Annotated in this window: 21 protein-coding genes; all 21 read left to right on the top strand. The window is 32.2% G+C overall.

Annotated features, from left to right (window positions below):
* The first annotated feature begins 60 nt into the window (after positions 1-60).
* The 21 genes from N5B56_RS10220 (at position 61) to N5B56_RS10115 (ending at position 19,407) form a co-directional block, all read left to right on the top strand.
* A complete protein-coding gene (locus N5B56_RS10220) occupies positions 61-219 on the top strand; it encodes a pyridoxamine 5'-phosphate oxidase family protein (RefSeq protein ID WP_428979601.1) in 159 nt (52 codons plus the stop codon).
* 270 nt (positions 220-489) lie between these two features.
* Positions 490-1,266, top strand: a complete 777-nt coding sequence (locus N5B56_RS10210; RefSeq protein WP_260978869.1) for a protein-ADP-ribose hydrolase — start codon at positions 490-492, stop codon at positions 1,264-1,266.
* A gap of 177 nt (positions 1,267-1,443) precedes the next feature.
* The gene (locus N5B56_RS10205; RefSeq protein WP_117910088.1) at positions 1,444-1,794 is read left to right on the top strand and encodes an arsenate reductase family protein; all 351 of its coding nucleotides are present in this window, start codon (positions 1,444-1,446) and stop codon (positions 1,792-1,794) included.
* A 148-nt stretch (positions 1,795-1,942) separates the two neighbouring features.
* Positions 1,943-2,995 (top strand): Fic family protein, encoded by a 1,053-nt coding sequence (locus N5B56_RS10200; protein ID WP_260978868.1) that lies wholly within the window; start codon positions 1,943-1,945, stop codon positions 2,993-2,995.
* A 97-nt stretch (positions 2,996-3,092) separates the two neighbouring features.
* Positions 3,093-3,284, top strand: coding sequence for an AlbA family DNA-binding domain-containing protein (locus N5B56_RS13460; RefSeq protein ID WP_243003049.1), 192 nt, complete (start codon positions 3,093-3,095; stop codon positions 3,282-3,284).
* Between the two features lie 183 nt (positions 3,285-3,467).
* Complete coding sequence (locus N5B56_RS13455) at positions 3,468-3,929, top strand: ATP-binding protein (protein ID WP_260978867.1); 462 nt, start codon at positions 3,468-3,470, stop codon at positions 3,927-3,929.
* A gap of 573 nt (positions 3,930-4,502) precedes the next feature.
* Positions 4,503-4,925, top strand: coding sequence for an 8-oxo-dGTP diphosphatase (locus tag N5B56_RS10185; RefSeq protein WP_428979602.1), 423 nt, complete (start codon positions 4,503-4,505; stop codon positions 4,923-4,925).
* A 173-nt stretch (positions 4,926-5,098) separates the two neighbouring features.
* Complete coding sequence (locus N5B56_RS10180) at positions 5,099-6,205, top strand: HigA family addiction module antitoxin (protein ID WP_260978865.1); 1,107 nt, start codon at positions 5,099-5,101, stop codon at positions 6,203-6,205.
* 208 nt (positions 6,206-6,413) lie between these two features.
* Positions 6,414-6,521 (top strand): helix-turn-helix transcriptional regulator, encoded by a 108-nt coding sequence (locus N5B56_RS10175; protein WP_260978864.1) that lies wholly within the window; start codon positions 6,414-6,416, stop codon positions 6,519-6,521.
* 57 nt (positions 6,522-6,578) lie between these two features.
* The gene (locus tag N5B56_RS10170; RefSeq protein ID WP_260978863.1) at positions 6,579-6,740 is read left to right on the top strand and encodes a hypothetical protein; all 162 of its coding nucleotides are present in this window, start codon (positions 6,579-6,581) and stop codon (positions 6,738-6,740) included.
* Between the two features lie 15 nt (positions 6,741-6,755).
* Positions 6,756-7,127 carry an ImmA/IrrE family metallo-endopeptidase gene (locus tag N5B56_RS10165; protein WP_260978862.1) on the top strand — a complete coding sequence of 124 codons (372 nt, stop codon included), beginning with the start codon at positions 6,756-6,758 and terminating at the stop codon, positions 7,125-7,127.
* A gap of 126 nt (positions 7,128-7,253) precedes the next feature.
* The gene (locus N5B56_RS10160; RefSeq protein WP_260978861.1) at positions 7,254-7,397 is read left to right on the top strand and encodes a hypothetical protein; all 144 of its coding nucleotides are present in this window, start codon (positions 7,254-7,256) and stop codon (positions 7,395-7,397) included.
* Between the two features lie 290 nt (positions 7,398-7,687).
* Positions 7,688-8,962: a substrate-binding domain-containing protein gene (locus tag N5B56_RS10155; RefSeq protein WP_260978860.1), complete on the top strand. Its 1,275-nt coding sequence runs from the start codon at positions 7,688-7,690 to the stop codon at positions 8,960-8,962.
* Positions 8,963-9,042: 80 nt separating this feature from the next.
* Positions 9,043-10,551, top strand: coding sequence for a sugar ABC transporter ATP-binding protein (locus N5B56_RS10150; protein ID WP_022088107.1), 1,509 nt, complete (start codon positions 9,043-9,045; stop codon positions 10,549-10,551).
* 18 nt (positions 10,552-10,569) lie between these two features.
* A complete protein-coding gene (locus N5B56_RS10145; protein ID WP_022088106.1) occupies positions 10,570-12,222 on the top strand; it encodes a galactose/methyl galactoside ABC transporter permease MglC in 1,653 nt (550 codons plus the stop codon).
* 315 nt (positions 12,223-12,537) lie between these two features.
* Positions 12,538-14,142: a response regulator gene (locus tag N5B56_RS10140; RefSeq protein WP_260978859.1), complete on the top strand. Its 1,605-nt coding sequence runs from the start codon at positions 12,538-12,540 to the stop codon at positions 14,140-14,142.
* Between the two features lie 84 nt (positions 14,143-14,226).
* On the top strand, positions 14,227-16,116 hold the full coding sequence (locus tag N5B56_RS10135) for a cache domain-containing sensor histidine kinase (RefSeq protein WP_117910730.1): 1,890 nt from the start codon (positions 14,227-14,229) through the stop codon (positions 16,114-16,116).
* Positions 16,103-17,071, top strand: a complete 969-nt coding sequence (locus tag N5B56_RS10130; protein WP_118565656.1) for a substrate-binding domain-containing protein — start codon at positions 16,103-16,105, stop codon at positions 17,069-17,071. Before N5B56_RS10135 ends, N5B56_RS10130 begins: the two co-directional genes overlap by 14 nt.
* Positions 17,064-18,092, top strand: a complete 1,029-nt coding sequence (locus N5B56_RS10125; protein WP_022088102.1) for a galactose ABC transporter substrate-binding protein — start codon at positions 17,064-17,066, stop codon at positions 18,090-18,092. Before N5B56_RS10130 ends, N5B56_RS10125 begins: the two co-directional genes overlap by 8 nt.
* A gap of 5 nt (positions 18,093-18,097) precedes the next feature.
* Positions 18,098-18,679 (top strand): DUF6553 family protein, encoded by a 582-nt coding sequence (locus N5B56_RS10120; RefSeq protein WP_260978858.1) that lies wholly within the window; start codon positions 18,098-18,100, stop codon positions 18,677-18,679.
* Positions 18,680-18,786: 107 nt separating this feature from the next.
* Entirely contained in the window at positions 18,787-19,407 is a 621-nt protein-coding gene (locus N5B56_RS10115) for a methylated-DNA--[protein]-cysteine S-methyltransferase (protein ID WP_118565657.1), read from the top strand.
* Positions 19,408-19,487: the final 80 nt, after the last annotated feature.

Genomic DNA, 19,487 nt, shown 5'->3' with positions numbered 1-19,487 from the left:
TTTTGCACATTATATAAGCTTTGTAAAAACAATTTATATAATTTAAGGAGGTACTATAAAATGCAGAAAGTAGTAGAATTTTTACAGAAAAACCCGGTTCAGTATTTAGCAACAGTTGGAAGAGATGGAAAGGCAAAATGCCGTCCATTTATGTTTGGTTTCGAGCAGGATGGAAAGCTTTGCTCCTCCGGAATTGCCGCTTTATACCGAGCTTTATGATATTGTGAAAAGCAAGGAGTATTTTGTAATGACTACCAATGTGGACCATCAGTTTTATAAAGCAGGGTTTGATGAAAACAGAATATTTGCAACATAGGGAGATTATGGTAAAATACAATGCCAGAGAGGATGTCATCCAAAGACATATGATGCGGAAGAAATGTTTAGAAAGATGGATGAAGCAGTCGTACCGGAAGGTTTCGGAAAGCGCGCAATCGGTATCGGCGGTGATATGGCAAAGGCAATTACAGATATAAGGGGACAGGTATTATGAACCAGAATGAGCGAAGAGAATATTTGATTAAGTATCTTTTAAAAGAAGAAATAAGGTTTGGTAGACAGAGTATTCCCGCGGATAAGCAGGGACAGGAGAATCTGTTGCGCTCACTTATGAATGTTAGACCACCAAGACCAATAAGTCATGAATTTTTGGAAATACAGGATGAGTATCTTACTGAAAGAAATATAGAGCGTGGTATCACAGATGTTGCAACTCTTACACCTGTGAAATCCGATTCAAGATTATATATCTGGCAGGGAGATATTACTACTTTGAAATGTGACGCAATCGTAAATGCTTGCAACTCACAGATGCTTGGATGCTTTTCACCTATGCATGCCTGTATTGATAATTTTATTCATACTTATGCAGGAGTAGAACTTCGTTTGAAAATGCATGAGATTATGACAAAGCAGGGGCATGAAGAGGAAACTGGAAAAGCAAAGATTACATCAGGATACAACCTTCCGGCAAAATATGTTCTTCACACAGTGGGACCTATTATACAATGGAAAGTTACCCAAGAAGATGAAAATTTGCTTGCAAGTTGTTATAAAGAATGTTTAAAACTTGCTGCTGATACAGGTGTGGAATCAATAGCATTTTGTTGCTTGTCCACAGGAGTCTTTAGATTCCCACAGCAGAGGGCTGCTGAAATTGCTACGGAAACAGTAATGCAATTTTTGAAAAAAGATGACAGAATCAAAAAGGTAATATTTAATGTATTTAAGAACGAAGATTTAGAAATATACAGTCACTTGTTATAGGTATCTGTTGGAATGCCGGTTTATATAGTGCCATTTTTATAAATTATGCAGACATTCATAATAAAATCGGCAAAATAAGCTAGATTACATTGGCAATGAAGGATAGAAAAATATTAAATTCGGCAGTTAAGAAATTTATAGAATATTTAAAAGAAATTAATAAAGGATGGTGAAAAAATGTTATTTATATGTTATCCAAAATGTTCAACTTGCAAAAAGGCTAAAAAGTGGTTGGACGAACATAATGTGGAATACACAGAGCGTCATATAGTGGAAAACAATCCAACATATGATGAATTAAAAGAATGGTTTAATAAAAGTGGTTTGCCAATTAAAAGATTTTTTAATACCAGCGGATTATTATATAAAGAGATGAAACTTAAAGATAAGTTGCCTACAATGAGTGAAGATGAGCAGTTACAATTATTGGCAACTAATGGCATGCTTATGAAGCGTCCGCTTATAGTTGGAGAAAATATAGTGTTAACAGGTTTCAAGGAAAATGAATGGAGCGAGGCAATTAAATAGGAATATGTGATTATGTATTATTCTAAAAATAGAATATACTTTCTAAAAAAAGGAATGCTATATATAAGGATTTTATGTCCTAATAATTGAATTATCTCCTAAAATGCAATATAATTTAGAAGATAAATAACAAATTAGGAGATGGATTATGAGAAAATTTGATTATTCATCGTTGAAAGAAAAAAAATGGGATAGTGAAATAATTTCACTTGTTGCACAGATTCATGAATATAAGGGAAGACAGGAAATATATCTTAAGCAGAAACCGGAAGAGTTAGATAAACTTATTGAAATAGCAAAGCGACAGAGTACAGAGGCATCGAATGCAATTGAAGGAATACGGACTACAAGTACAAGATTAAGGCAGTTATGTGAGGAAAAGACAACTCCGAAAAATCGTGATGAGGAAGAAATTCTTGGATATAGAGATGTCCTGAATACGATTCATGAGAATTATGAGTACATTCCAATAAGAGCAAATTATATTTTGCAGTTACATCGTGATTTATATAAATATACGGAAAAAAATATTGGTGGTCATTTTAAGGTATCACAAAATGTTATTGCTGCTACTGATGAAAAAGGAAAAGAGTACGTGCTTTTCACACCGCTTGCACCATATGAAACGCCGTCTGCAATAGACGATATTTGTGAGAATTACAACAAAATGATTGATAGCGAAGAGTTGGATTCGCTCTTGCTTATTCCTATTTTTATACATGATTTTCTTTGTATACATCCATTTAGTGATGGAAATGGAAGAATGAGCCGTTTGCTTACAGCGCTTCTTTTATATAGAAGTGGATATGTTGTAGGTAAATATATTTCTATTGAAAATAAGATTGCAAAGAATAAAGATTTATATTATAAAGCATTAGAAAATTGTCAAGATGGTTGGCATGAAAATAAGGAAGATGTAACGTCTTTTGTGAAATATATGTTAAGGATTATTCTTGCTTCATACAGAGATTTTGAGGAAAGAGTAGAACTTGTAAGTGAAAAAATTCCTGCAAAAGAAATTGTCAGACGTGCAATATATAATAAAATAGGAAAAATAACTAAGAGTGACGTTGTTGAGTTATGCCCTTCTATAGGAAAAAAATCAGTAGAGTTAGCTTTAAAACAATTAGTAGAAGAAGGGGTTCTTATAAAAAAAGGAAACGGAAGAGCTACATTTTATGTACGCAGTGACTTTGAATAACAATCAAAAACGCACGAAAAATAAAACGTATTTTTTTATGTTTAATTTTTCGTGCGTTTTTACATATAATAAATAAAATGGAAAGGATACAAGTAGTATGCATGAAACAAAAAAATTAGAATTTAAAGAAACAATTACAAATACATTTTTAAAAACTGTAAGTGCTTTTTCAAATTATGATGGAGGCGAGATTTTTTTCGGGATAGACGATAACGGTAATGTTAAGGGGATGCCTAATGTAAGGCAATCCTGTTTGGATATAGAAAATAAAATTAATGATAGCATTTAGCCTCAACCGGACTATACACTCGAAATACAAAGCGATAATACAATAAAGCTTACAGTAAAAGGCGGAGTCCAAAAGCCGTATTTATATAAATCACATTTTCCTGGAATTGATATTGTTAAGTTCGGTCAAAATATCAGTATTATTCAAAAAAGAGCAACGTTTGATAATATATCTGTTTTAGATGTGTATGATAAGACACTGGATGTATTCAGAGATTACTATAGATATGAAGTGATACAAGGGGCAGAACGAAAAAACGTAGAAAGAATTCCGGAAGCAGCTTTTAGAGAAGCAATTGCAAATGCACTAATTCATAGAGTATGGGATGTGGAGTCCCAAATCAGAGTATTGATGTTTGATGATAGAATAGAGATTATTTCTCCGGGTGGATTGCCATCAGGGATAACGGAAGAAGAATATTTGTCAGGTAAACTTTCCGTTTTTGAAGAAAACATGAATTTGACGGAAGATGAAAGAACAGTATATAAAATTTTAAGTAGGACAGTTCTTAAATCGATTAGCGAAATTGCGCCGTATGTTTCATTTGGCAAATCAAAGACAATACAGATATTGAAAGATTTGATTCAAAAGGGAATTGTAACGGACGAAGGTAAAGGAAGAGGTACGAAATATATAATTAAGTAACAAAAATTAGTGCAGTTTTTTGAAATAGAAATAGAGCGTATGAGTGGAAAAGAAATTCAGGAAAAATAAATTTCGATTAAATGCATACTAGCATAGTAATTATGCCGAATTAAATTTGTTCATAAAGTGTTTAGAAAATACCTTCTATATGTTTATTTGTATTTATTAGCAAATACAGTAAGCGGATAGGAGGTATTTTTAATTGTGTAACAAAAGGAAATGGCTGCTTAAAAAATTATAAAAATCTTGAAGAAACGTGCAAAATATAGAAAATAAATCTTGAAGAAACGGACATAATGCAGAGAAATAATTTTGAAGAAACGGACATTTTGGACTAAAATAATCTTGAAGAAATTTATAAAAACAGGAAAATATTACAGGAAAAATAGAAAGATACAATATGTTTTATGAATCACTGTTGATAAGATGGTCAAATTATGGAAAGATGTATTTATATGATATTATAGAAATAAAGAATTATGAAGTTATGATAACCGTATTTTAACATAAATGTAACAAAGCATAAGGAATAGGAGCGTCAAAATGACAACAGAACAGGTAACGCTAACAAATATGTGCATGGTATATGATGACAAAGGAAATGTACTTGTACAGGATAAGATAGATGAAAATTGGGGAGGCTTGACATTCCCCGGTGGTCACGTTGAAAAAGGAGAATCATTTGTAGATTCTGTTATACGCGAAGTATATGAAGAAACAGGATTAAAAATAGAAAATCCAAGAATTTGTGGGACAAAAGATTGGCCGAGAGAAGACGGTTCTAGATACATAGTTGTATTTTATAAAACAAATAAATTCAGCGGAACCTTAAAATCATCAGATGAAGGTGAAGTAAAATGGATGCCTTTAGAGCAAATGAAGAAAGAAAAAATGGCAAGCGATATGGACGACATGCTGAAAGTTTTTCTTCAAGATGATATCAGTGAATTTCACTATGTGGTTGAAGACGGCGAGTGGAGACATGAGTTGAAATAAAAATTACTTAAAAGGTAATAGAAAAGATGAATGGAGTATAAGATTAGGCAATACCAGATATAGGGTTACTATGATTCCTTGTGATAATGAAGGACAGGAAATCACGGAAGGCGATATCTTATCTCAATGTAAAATAATTAAAATTGTAAAAGTAACGGAGGTGTCTAACCATTATGAGTAATGTGAAAAAATACAAAGATATAGTGGCATTTCACCCAGGCTATTATATTGCTGACATTATCGAGGATATGGAAGTTAGTCAGGCTGAATTTGCTAAAAGAATGGGAACAACAGCTAAAACATTAAGCAAATTGATTAACGGTCAGGCTAATATATCAAATGATTTAGCAAAGAAACTATCAGTTATGATGGGAACAAGTGTAGAAGTATGGCAGAATTTACAAAATACTTATGATAGAAAGCTTATTGAAATGCAGCAGGCGAAAGATTATGATGAGCAAACTAAGATTGTAAAAGAGATAGATTATAGATATTTTGTTGATGTAGTTGATTTACCTATTACTAGAAATGTAAATGACAAAGTAGCTAATTTATGTAGATTTTTTAGAGTTTCAGATTTAAGAATCATGTTGCAACCGGATTTTTTAGTTAATTTTAGAACGAGTACGTCCTGCAATAATGAAAAAAATATTATTAATTCCAGAGCGTGGATTCAAACCGCAATAAATATATCAAAAAATATAAATACCAGTCCGTATGATGCACAGAAATTAAAAAGATATTTGCCGGAACTTAGAAGTATGACAGTTCAGAAACCAGAAGAGTTTTTGCCTAGAATGAAAGAAATTTTTGCAGATTGTGGTGTGGCTTTTGTACTATTGCCACATCTTAAAAATGCAGGTGTAAACGGCGCAGTAAAATGGATAAACGATGAGAGAGTAGTGCTGGCAATGAATAATAGAGGGTTGGATGCGGATAAGTTTTGGTTTTCATTGTTTCATGAAATAAAACATGTACTTCAACAGAAAATAAAAACGGTATTTATAAGTAGTACTATGGAAGAAATGATTGACATTAATAATAAATTAGAAAAAGAAGCGGATGAATTTGCAACTGATTATTTGATTGCACCGGCAGATTATAAGAAATTTTCACCTTCAAAATATACATCAGATAATGAGATAGTTGAATTTGCTAAAAAAATAGGGATACATCCAGGAATTGTAGCAGGCAGAATGCAACATGATGGAATAATACCACAAAATGGATGCTCAAAATTAAAAGAAAAATATATTATCGAAACTAAATATACAGCATAATTCTGTAGGAATGAAAATTAAAGTTTTCTAATTCTGAGAATAAATAAAAAAGAAACGGAAAAGTCCGTAAGTTAACGCTTAGAGGATTGTAGACCGTTTCTTTTTTGTGTAAATTTATTGAAAATATGGTAGCGAATGCAAATATCAAAAAATGTGAAAAAGACCTTAAAGATGTTACAATGTTAGTATAAGTGAGGGAGGAATAGTCATGAATGAATTGTTGGGAACCCGAATTAGAAAGTTGAGAAGTGCAAAAGGATATACACAGGAACAGGTTGCTGAACAACTGGGTATTAGTAGACAAAAGTATGCTTGAATTGAAAATGGCACGAACAGCATTACATTAGATATCCTTTCAAAGATTGCGAAAATTTTGAGTGTTACAGTTGGGGATATAACTAAGGTATTAGATGAAGCACCGGTAATAGAATATAGAACAAGTATTGAAAAGAGTGCGTCTGAAAAGGTGTTTGATATGCTGGATTTATTTTATGCCAATAAACACTTATATGACAAAATTCAAAATAAAAATTAACAGGGGGTATTATTTGTGCAGGAGAATAGAAAGCGTGAAATAAGGAATGCAGCATATGAATTAAGGGACAAATGCGTGGTTAGTAGATATGGGATAATAGATTTGCTTAAAGAATGTAAAAGAATGGGGTATAAATTATTAAGATATCCAATGGATGATGAAAATCTTGGATTTGCATTAAAAAGAGATAATGATACAGTAATTTATACTAATTCAAGTGTTAGATTATCTAGAGAAAATTTTACATTAGCACATGAAATTGGCCATGTTGTACTTCATTTTTCAAGCCAAAGTACATTTATTGATGATAATGCAACTATAAATGGTAAGAGCAAGGATGAAAAAAACAAGAAGCTAATTACTTTGCAGCATGCCATTGATGCCTAAGGAAGAAGTGAGAAAATTTATAGATTTATAATTGTTATCAGCTTTCAGTGGAAGATATTAATGATAGAATTAGTCGAAAACCAGACGATACAGATGATGATTTGGATGAGTTGTTAAGGGGGTTGGATGCGAAGCCAGATTGCTAAATTCATAAAAAGATTCTTAAAGGATCCGTACAGAAAAGAAGATAAGGAGTGGATTTATAATTTAGCATATGAAAATTATATTAATGTTGTAGACAAACTAAGGAAATTAGGAAAATTAATTTAATAACGAAATATAAGTAGTGTATCAGAGATATAAACAAATGAGATGTGTTTCTGATATGCTATTTTTATTATATAAAGATGTTTTGGTCGAAAGCTAAGTAACATAAAATCCACATCAACAATAAAAACGATTTTAGTAAAAATATCTATAAAAATCATTAAAAAACAGTAAAATTTTGATATTTTATCTAAAAATATTCTATTTTTTTTAGGGACTATAAAATTTATAATAAATTTAGTCATTGAGACAGGAAAAAAAACGACAATATTAACAAATAGGAGGAATGTTTAATGAGAAAGTCAAAATTATTAACAGTTTTAGTAGCCGCAGTGCTCGGAGTATCAATGGTAGGTTGTGGAACATCTGGCGGAAGTTCAGGTGGCTCAGGTTCAGCTAGTTCAGTGGCAAATAAGGATAAACCATTATGTTGGTTTAACCGTCAGCCATCAAACAGTTCAACAGGTGAACTTGATACAACAGCACTTAATTTCAACAAAGACACATATTATGTAGGATTTGATGCTAACCAGGGTGCAGAACTTCAGGGACAGATGGTACTTGATTACATTAAGAAGAACATCGATAAAATTGATAGAAACGGAGATGGAGTAATCGGTTATGTTCTTGCAATCGGAGATATCGGACATAACGATTCAATCGCTCGTACATGTGGTGTTCGTTCAGCACTTGGAACAGCAGTTGAAAAAGAGGGAAGCGTTGATTCATCACCAGCAGGAACAAATGTTGATGGAACATCAAAGGCTGTAAAGGATGCAACTTTAGAGGTTAACGGAAAGACATACACAATCAGAGAATTAGCATCACAGGAAATGAAGAACTCAGCAGGAGCAACATGGGATGCAGCAACAGCAGGAAATGCAATTGGAACATGGACAGCTTCATTCGGAAAGCAGATTGATGTAGTTGTTTCAAATAACGATGGTATGGGAATGTCAATGTTTAATGCATGGGCTAAAGATAACAAGGTTCCAACATTTGGATACGATGCAAATAGTGATGCAGTAGCAGCTATAGCAGAAGGATACGGCGGAACAATTTCACAGCATGCAGACGTTCAGGCATATCTTACACTTAGAGTTCTTCGTAACGCACTTGATGGTGTAGATATTGATACAGGTATAGGAACACCTGATGATGCAGGTAACTGTCTCACAAAGGATGAAGATTACAGATACAGTGAAGAAGAAAGATCATATTACGCATTAAACGTTGCTGTAACAGCAGATAACTATAAAGACTTTACAGATTCAACAAAGATTTATGACAAAGTTTCAAATCAGCTTGATTCAGGCAAGAGCGCAGAAAAGAAAGTATGGCTTAACATTTACAATGCATCAGATAACTTCCTTAGTTCAACATATCAGCCATTACTTGAAAAATACGATGATCTTCTTAACCTTAAAGTAGATTACATCGGTGGTGACGGACAGACAGAATCAAATATTACTAACCGTTTAGGTAACCCAAGCGAATATGACGCATTTGCAATTAACATGGTTAAAACAGATAATGCAGCTTCATATACATCAATTCTTTCAAAATAGAATTGTAAGTTTGGATAATTTAATAAGAAGGGTGGCAGATAAAGCCTCCCTTCTTTAAAAAAGAAAGAGGAAGTGTAGATATGGTGGAAGATAAGAATGAATACATCTTGTCGATTAATGGCATGAGTAAATCATTCGGCCGAAATAAGGTTCTGAAACATATTAATTTAAATGTTAAACCGGGATCAATAATGGGCCTTATGGGTGAAAATGGAGCAGGCAAATCGACAATGATGAAGTGTCTCTTCGGAACTTACCAAAAGGACGAAGGAACTATAATATTAGATGGCAGGGAAGTTAATTTTTCCGGACCTAAAGACGCACTTGAAAATGGGGTTGCTATGGTTCATCAGGAACTTAATCAGTGTCTCGAAAGAAGCGTTGTTGACAACCTGTTTTTAGGCAGATATCCTAAGAACTCATTAGGCGTGGTTGACGAAGGTAGAATGAAAAAAGAAGCTTCCGATTTATTTAGAAAATTAGGAATTACAGTTAATATGACACAGCCAATGAAGAAAATGTCTGTATCACAGAGACAGATGTGTGAAATTGCAAAGGCTATATCATATAACTCAAAAGTAATAGTACTTGACGAACCAACATCATCATTAACAGCACCTGAAGTAGAAAAGCTGTTTAAAATGATGAGACAGTTAAAGAGTCAGGGAATTTCATTAATATATATTTCACATAAGATGGATGAAATATTTGAAATATGTGATCAAATTTCAGTTTTACGAGATGGAAGTCTGGTAATGACAAAGGACAGTAAAGATACAAACATGAATGAACTTATATCAGCAATGGTTGGTCGTTCTCTTGATAACAGATTCCCACCTGTAGATAATGAACCGGGAGAAGTAATTTTCTCAGTTGAAAACTTGTCTACTAAGTATGCACCGAAACTTCAAAATATTTCATTTGACATAAGAAAAGGTGAAATATTTGGATTTTATGGATTAGTAGGAGCCGGTCGAACAGAACTCCTTGAAACTATATTTGGTATGAGAACAAGAGCAGCCGGTAATGTAATTTATGATGGAAAGATAATGAATTTTTCATCGCCTAAAGATGCCATGGATCATGGATTTGCTTTGATAACAGAAGAAAGAAAAGCGAATGGTCTTTTCCTTAAGGGTGACATTACATTTAATACAACGATTGCAAATATGAACCATTACAAGAGAGGCATTGCATTGTCAAAGGATGATATGGTTCGTGCAACTGCAGAAGAAATAAAGGTAATGCATACTAAATGTATGGGACCTGATGATATGATTTCAAATCTTTCAGGAGGAAATCAGCAGAAAGCCATATTTGGTAAATGGCTTGAACGTTCACCAAATGTATTTATGATGGATGACCCTACAAGAGGTATTGATGTTGGTGCAAAATACGAAATTTATGAACTGATAATTAACATGGCAAAGCAGGGAAAAACAATAATAGTTGTTTCATCTGAAATGCCTGAGATTTTAGGAATTACAAATCGTATTGGTGTTATGTCTAACGGACATCTTGCAGGAATAGTTAATACAAAAGAAACAAATCAGGAAGAATTATTAAGACTTAGTGCTAAATATTTGTAGAAGAGAGGAGTATTTGATATGGCAGAAAAAGGCGTTATTCTTTCAGCTGAGGAAGAAGAAAAACTTCTTAAGCCGATAGATGAATATGTAGGTAAAATACAAAGTCAGATTGACGAATTACGCGCAGATGGTTCTGATAAAGTCAGAAGTTTAAAGAATCATATTGCTATCGTAAAAGAAAATAAAAATTTAACTAAAGAAGAAAAAGCAAAAATTATTGAAAGTGATAAGAAGGCTTTAGAACAGGCAAAAGCAGTTGAAAATTCAAATAAAGATAAGGTATCAAAACTTATTGCCCAGGCTGAAGATTATCTTTCAAAGAATTACAACAGCCAATATTACAATAGAGTAGTAGCTAGTTGTGAAAGCGAAAAAATTGATGAAAAAAACAAGTATGAAAAGACTTGCGCTGAATTGAAGACAGAACATGAAAATGCTTTAAGCAAATTGTCTGATTCAGATGAAATTAAAGATGAAAAATATGTATATAAAAATAAATTGTATGATTCAAAAATGACTCACGAGTCAAAGTGTCAGGAAATTAAAGATAGAAAACATGATGCATTTATGCATAAGTATCATTTAATTGATTTATTGCGTACATCAAAATATACATTTGCTCAGAAAACAGAGCAGCGAATTGAAAATTATAAATATACTTTCAACTTGTCACAGTTCCTATATAAAAATGGTTTGTATATTGTTATCATTTTGATATTTATTGGGTTATGCGCAATTACTCCGGTTGTTAAAAATACTCAACTCCTTACATACACAAATATACTTAACATTTTACAGCAGGCATCACCTAGAATGTTCCTTGCCCTCGGTGTTGCAGGCTTAATCCTTTTGACAGGAACTGACCTCTCGGTTGGTCGTATGGTTGGTATGGGTATGGTTGCATCAACAATCATAATGCATAACGGCATAAACACAGGTGGCGTATTTGGACATATATTTGATTTTTCAAATATGGCTCCGAGCGCAAGAGCAATTTTAGCTTTAGTTGTTTGTATAATCCTTACAACATGTTTTGCAATGATAGCCGGATTCTTTATGGCTAAGTTCAAAATGCATCCGTTCATATCAACTATGGCCAACATGCTTATTATATTTGGTCTTGTAACTTACGCAACAAAGGGTGTTTCATTTGGTGCAATCGATGCAGCAATTCCAAATATATTTATTCCTCAGATTGGAGGATTCCCAACAATTATTTTATGGGCAATAGTTGCAATAGCAGTTGTTTGGTTCATTTGGAATAAGACAACTTTTGGAAAGAATTTATTCGCAGTAGGTGGAAACCCGGAAGCAGCAGCAGTTTCAGGTATTTCAGTATTCAAAGTAACAATGGGAGCTTTCATTCTTGCAGGTATCCTTTATGGATTTGGTTCATGGCTTGAATGTAACAGAATGGTTGGTTCAGGTAGTGCAGCTTATGGACAAGGATGGGACATGGATGCTATCGCAGCCTGCGTAGTAGGTGGTGTTTCATTTACAGGTGGTATTGGTAAGATTTCAGGTGTTGTAACAGGTGTTCTTATATTTACATCTCTTACATACTCACTTACAATCCTTGGTATTGATACAAACCTTCAGTTCATTTTCGAAGGTATCATCATTCTTGCAGCAGTTACTCTTGACTGTCTCAAGTATGTACAGAAGAAATAAAATAATGAAAAATATGTCATACGGATTGTTTCTTATAATACAAACTCTCACAATCCTGACATGTTAATAAATATTTTAATCATACGTTCAAAAAGTCGTTCTGATTATCTATAGGATAATGGGAACGGCTTTTGTCGTAACAAAAATGTTGACTTTTATATAAAATATTTTATTAGAATAGATTATTTGTTATAATAAATTGACAAAAGATAAACGGAAAAAATAAAATTAAAAGAGGTAGATTTTCTATTAAATGTATGAAGATTGCCTGAGAAAAATATTGCATTAAATTTAGAGTGAGATAAGGAAAGTATTATGGATAAATATAAAGTTATCCTGGTTGACGATGAGGCAGAAGTTATTGATGTTATTGAACAAAAAATAGCGTGGAATGAGTTAGGCTTTGAAGTTGTCGGAAGTGCAACAAATGGAGTAAAGGCATTAGAACTTGTCGAAAAAACTCAACCGGATGTTGTTATTACAGATATTAAAATGCCATATATGGATGGACTTGAGTTGTCCAAAAGGCTTAATGATGATTATAGAAATATTCACATAATTATATTTACCGGATTTGACGAATTTGAATATGCAAAAGAGGCAGTTCATCTTGAAATTGAAGAATATATGTTAAAACCGATAAATTCTGACGAATTAACTGAATGTTTAAAGAGAGTAAAAAACTCACTAGATTTGGAAAGAGAAGAAAAATTAAATGTTCAAAAACTTGAAAATTATTTTAATGATGTACTCCCAATTCTTCAGACAAATTTGTTTGTTTCGTTGATTGAAGGAAGAGTTGATGAAGAAGAATATGTAAAATTTGTCGATTCCTATAAAATAGATTTAAAGGGCCCGTTCTATTGTTGTGTGGTTTTCCATACATCTACACATCATGTTCCTGAAAATATGGAACCCTTGCTATTATCAATGTCTGTAGAAAGAGAAATAAAGGAAAGAATTGCGAAAAAATTTAATTGCAAAGAATTTATTTATTTGGGGAATACAGTACTAATTGTTGAATTAAGCTCTAAAGAAAAAATGGTAGAGTTTACGGATATTTGTGATAAATTCTGCAAATGGGTTAATAGAGTTATTGGTGCTGTTGTTACAGCAGGTATAGGAAGAGTATGTGATAACATATTAAACATAAACAATTCTTATGAAGGAGCAAGAGAAGCAGTATCATACAGAGTTTTATATGGAACAAACAGGGCAATTAATATTGAAGAAATTGCACCTAATGAGCAGAATATGACTTTGCAGTCAGAAGATTCTAAAATGCATGATTTGTTTAAAGCGATATATTTAGGAGACGACAAATCAATAGAAGATGCGGTTAGTAAAGAAATTGAAAAATTACATAAAAATGCAAATACTGTAAGTCAGTATAATTTAGTGATTATGGAAATGGTAGGGGCATTTTATAGATTTTGTGCCAATAATTTTATAGATTTTAATGACTTTTTAGGAGATATAAATAATCCTTACGAAAGGGTGCCTCAGATGGACGAAAGCACTTTGAAAAACTGGCTTATTAAATGTTCATTAGGAGTAAGTGAAAAATTAAAAAGTGTTCGAAACAGTAAATCCAGAAGTTTGGTTAATGATGCACAAAATATAGTAACAGACAGGTATATGGAACCTGATTTATCACTAGATAAAGTATGCTCTATAATGGGAGTATCAAATTCTTACTTTTCATCTGTATTTAAGAAAGAAGTAGGTAAATCATTTGTTACATATCTTACAGATTACAGAATGGATATCGCAGCCGGATTGATACTTGATACAAATGAAAAAAGCTATAAAATAGCTGAGCAGGTAGGATATTTAGATGCAAATTATTTTAGCTATGTGTTTAAGAAGAAATTCGGAGTATCTCCATCAAAGTACAGAAATGAGAGATTAAATAAATAATATAAAACAACGTGTAGCATGAAACAATCCGTAGTCATCAAAATCGGGGCTTTTGCCCCAAACATCATAATATATACAGGGAATATGGGAAGATTGAATAAAGTTAAAAAAAAAGAAAGCAAAAATGTAAAAATAAAAAGATTTCGAAGCTGGTTTCACCGTGGCGAATTTATTAGATTAGACATTCAATCTATTATCATGGCGGTCTTTACAACGTTAACAATAGTGACAACTATTGTTATGGGAATGCTTATTTATAATAGATTTAAAATTTCAAATAAAGAAACTTTAATATCAAGTACACAGGGAATTATAGACAGTATAGTAGATAAAATGGACTCTGACTTATTAAATATAAGACAGATTTCAAATGCTGCAAATTACAATATAGTTCAGCAATATGATGTTTCGAGTCAGGAGTTTAACAGACAGTTTAGTTTATTGTATGAAATTAATTCAGATAAGATTCAAAGTATGGCACTATATGACAATTCCGGAAATCTGATAGCATCAGAGCCTATAGCATCTGAAAAAGATAATGTTGATGTTAAAAGTCAGAGTTGGTTTAGTATGGCTAAAAGTGAAATTGAAAATATTCATTTTTCTATTCCTCATATACAGAATCTGTTTGAAGATGGTGCTTATAAATATTATCGGGTTGTGTCGCTGAGCCGTTCGGTGGATGTAAATGATGGGGAAAAGCCGGTAAGTGGAGTACTACTGGTGGATATGAAATATTCAATCATTGAAGAAACTTTAGATAGAATCAATAAAGATTCAAATGGAATTTATTATTATTTATGCGATTCAGATGGACAAATTATCTATCATCCTAGAATAACTGAGATAGACAGGGGTATTTTTAAGGAAAATAATAATAAAATGGCAAAATGTGAAGAAGGAATACATGAATTAGAGTTTAATGGACATAAAAATAATTATATAATAAGCAGTATTTCATACACAGGATGGAAGGTAGTAGGTGTAATTCCGGACAAGGTACAGACAGTGAGTATAAAGCAATTCAGGTATTATATAATTACGACTGTAATTATTTTAGTGATGATGCTTCTTGAGGTAAACAGAATTATATCAAGAAAAATATCAAGACCAATACTTAACCTGAATGAATCTGTTAAGGCGTATGAAGCAGGTGGAAAAAATGATATTTATATAGGTGGTTCATCGGAAATAAGACATTTAGGATATTCAGTGCGAAAATCATATGAACAGATAGAAGAGTTAATGCAGGAAATAATCAGGCAGCAGACTGAACTAAGAAAAAGCGAAATGGATGCATTGCAAAGTCAGATTAATCCGCATTTCTTATACAATACGCTCGAATCAATTACATGGATGGTTGAGGCAAATAAAAATAAAGAAGCTGTGTTTATGATATCAGAACTTGCTAAGTTATTGCGTATAAGTTTGTCTAAAGGAAGAACAATCATAAAGATATCTGATGAAATACAACACAGCAGAAGCTATATGAATATACAGATGGCAAGATATAAAGAACGATTCAAAATCAGATTTGAAATAGATGATGAAATTAATGACTATTGTATTGTGAAACTTGTTATTCAGCCATTGTTAGAGAATGCTATATATTATGGTGTAGGAAATATGGATATAGATGATGACGGTGAAATAATTGTCAGAGGTAAAAAGATAGATAATGAAATCTTTATAACCGTTGAAGACAATGGAATGGGAATGAGAGAAGAAGAGGTTGAAAATATTCTTAAGGATAATAATAAAACACCTAAACATGGTTCAGGAGTTGGTGTCATAAACGTTCATTCAAGAATTAAGCTAATGTTTGGCAATGAATATGGATTAAGTGTAGAAAGTGAAGCTGACGAAGGAACAAAGGTTACAATTCATATACCTGCAATTCCATATAATGAAAGTAATCTCACAAATTTAGAAAAACAAAATGTAGAAAGGAAGGTTGAAAATGAAAAAAAATAAAATAGCCTTTCTTATTGCAGAAATATTACTTTGTGTTATGGCAATATTTTTTATTACTAAAATATTTGACCAGAATACTCCTGAAAAAAAAGTGGCAGTAATTATACCAAATTCAGGAGATAAAAATTGGGAGGCACTTATTAAAGGACTAAAAGATTCAGCTAAGGCAAATGAAATACATTTAATAATATGTAACACAGATGATATTGAGGAAGTAGAAGATGAAATCGAATTAATAAATGAGCAGAAGCAAAATAATATAGATGGGTTTATTATTTGCCCTGCACCAGGAAGCGATACGAGAACACAATTAAAAAATGTATGCGGCAAAATACCATTCATGTTAATTACAGAAGATGTTTTTGTGAGTGGGAATGGTGGTGAATCAGGCTATCCGGTAATAAAACCTAATCACTACAATATCGGATATGAGATAGGAAAAAGACTGATAGCAGATTCAGGCGAAAAAGAAAATAAGAAAGCAGGCATTGTTTTTGCCCAGTATGCGAAAGAAGAAACCATTGACAAATATAAAGGATTTTGTGATGCCATAGAAGGGACTAACATAGATATAGGTTGGACATATAATGGTAAAACGGAGCAGGATATTTGTGATGTTGTAAATGGCAAGGATAAAGTAGATTATTTAGTTATTATGGATAATTATTCTTTAGATGACTTAGGCGAAAAAAGCGATAATGGAATATATAACGGAGCGCAGATATATGGTATTGGAAATAGTACGAAATCATTAAATTTGCTTCAGCATGGCAATGTAAAATGTCTTATTATTCCTGATGGATATGAGATTGGATACAATAGTGTAAAAGAAATAAGTAAGAAAATTAATAATTCATTTTACACCATGAAAGGCTATGATGTTGATTCAAAAGAACTTTATCAAAATGATTTATTTTCTAATGAAATAGAAAGGTTTTTGTATTCTTATGAATAAAAGAATTGTTAGTTTAATAATGGCATTTGTATTGATTTACAATTTTACAGGATGTCAGAAAAAAGAAAAAAATTTTAATGAAACACTTAGGGTAGGTGTTGTAACATACACGCAGGATGATCCATTCATAAATGCAATGACACAGGAACTTAAAGATAATCTAAAGTCAATGGAAAATGATAATTTTAGAATAATAGTGTCTGAAAAAAATGGAGATGATAGTCAGCGTGATCAGGATGAAGTTGTTGAGGAAATGATTGATGCAGGTTGCGATATAATGTGTGTTAATTTAGTTGACAGAACAGCTCCGGGTAAAATTATTAAACTGGCAAGACAGAATAATATTCCAATTATTTTCTTTAACAGAGAACCGGTAAAAGAGGATTTGATGCAATGGAACAAATTATATTATGTTGGGTGTGATGCAGAACAGTCAGGAGTAATGCAGGGACAGATTGCAGCAGATTATATAAAAGCGAATAAAAATGTAGATAAAAATAATGATGGAAAAATACAATATGTTTTGCTAGAGGGTGAGGCCGGGCATCAGGATGCAATAAGCAGAACAGACTGTTCAGTAAAAACAATTATTAATAATGGAATTAATTTAGAAAAACTTAGTTACCAATTTGCTGATTGGAACAGAGGACAGGCAGAAAATAGAACGACACAGCTAATAGATCAGTATGGCAACAATATAGAAATGATTATTTCAAATAATGATGAGATGGCGATTGGTGCAGTGGAAGCTTATAAAAAATCAGGTTATGGCGAGGATGAATGGCCTATTATATGTGGAATAGATGGACTTAATGATGCATTAATTGCAGTAAAAGAAGGTCAAATGCAGGGGACTGTGTACAACGATAAGGAAGACCAGTCTATGGAAATAGCAAAATTAGTTGTGGATATTTTTAAAGGAAATGATTTGAAAAAACACAACTTGGATAGTGGGAAATATTATGTATCCCAATATAAAAAAGTTGATATTAATAATGTAGATGATTTTATAAGTAGATAATAAATATGGAGAAAAACGGAAATATGCAGAATACATGGATAGAAGAATTTTATAATGAAACAAATGCAGACAACAGACTTAGAATATTAAATGATAATAAAGATAATAGTGAACTTGATTCATTTAGAGAAAAATTATGGATTGCAAGATATGGAAAAAGGAAACCTAAAAAAGATAAATTTGTTGGATACCTCATGGAAATGAAATATTTATCTGAGGGTAATTCTGTAGATATTAGTGGAAGCAAAAGAAAGCAGTTGTATGAAATAATTAATGGCTTATGTTTATTGAATTCAGATGAAATACAGGATGAAAAGCGTGAAATTTTGTTTTTGGAACTTAAAAATGTATTTTTTAAATTTATAGAAGTAAGTAAAAATGGAAGAGGATTTACGTCAGCAGTTTTTGGAATGGGACAGTTATCAGATGAAGGAATAGCAAAAAAAATCGCTGAACAAATAAGTGCGATTGCATTTTCCACTCCACATGCATTTAATTTAGATAAAGAATTTTCTATTTTGCAAAAAGCCGCATTGGTAGCGTACAGAGAAAAGTATCCTAACAGAGAACATTTTCTTACGAAATAATTTTGAAAGTGTGGAATAATATAAAATTTTATAGTGTTAAATAGCAAATAAAAATGAAGCTACAAGAAAAAAAGAGTTTAAGATTAATCATAAAGAGGAAAAAGATATTGAGAACAAGACAGGAAGCAGTAGAATTTGGTTTGACATTTAAAGATACATATGTAGAAACACCATTTAGAGATACTAATTGGCAGCTTGTAAGAGTAAAGAAAAGCAAGAAGGCATTTTTATGGATATATGAAAGAGATGGATTTATCAACTTAAATATAAAAGTTAACCCTGAATGGAGAGATTTTTGGAGAGAAACCTATAAATCTGTAATTCCCGGATATCATCAAAATAAAGAACATTGGAGTACAATAATTCTTGATGGAACTGTTCCCGAAAAAGAAATAAAGAGAATGATATCTGAAAGTTATGATATTATCACAGACAGCCCGACAAAAAGAATTTATGAGGCGGTTAAGAAAATCCCAAAAGGTCATGTGGCAACTTACGGAAGAATTGCAGAAATGGCAGGCGAACCTAAAATGGCAAGAGCAGTTGGAAATGCACTTCATAAAAATCCGGACCCGGATAATATTCCATGTTTTCGTGTAGTTAATTCTAAAGGAGAATTGGCAGGAGAGTTTGCTTTTGGTGGAAAAGGAGCTCAGGCAAAATTACTTGAAGCCGATGGGGTTGAAGTAGTAAATGGAAAAGTTGATTTAAAGAAGTATGGAATATAGGGTATTTAAAGTAGTATAGGTATATGGGCATTTATAAAAGTATGGAAAATGGAGATTAAAAAAAGTATTGAATATAAGGG

The sequence above is a fragment of the Eubacterium album genome, from assembly GCF_025336545.1.
Taxonomy (GTDB): Bacteria; Bacillota; Clostridia; order Lachnospirales; family Lachnospiraceae; genus Eubacterium_U; species Eubacterium_U album.
Note: the sequence above shows the minus strand (reverse complement) of the source record. Positions and strands in the feature narration are given on the sequence as shown.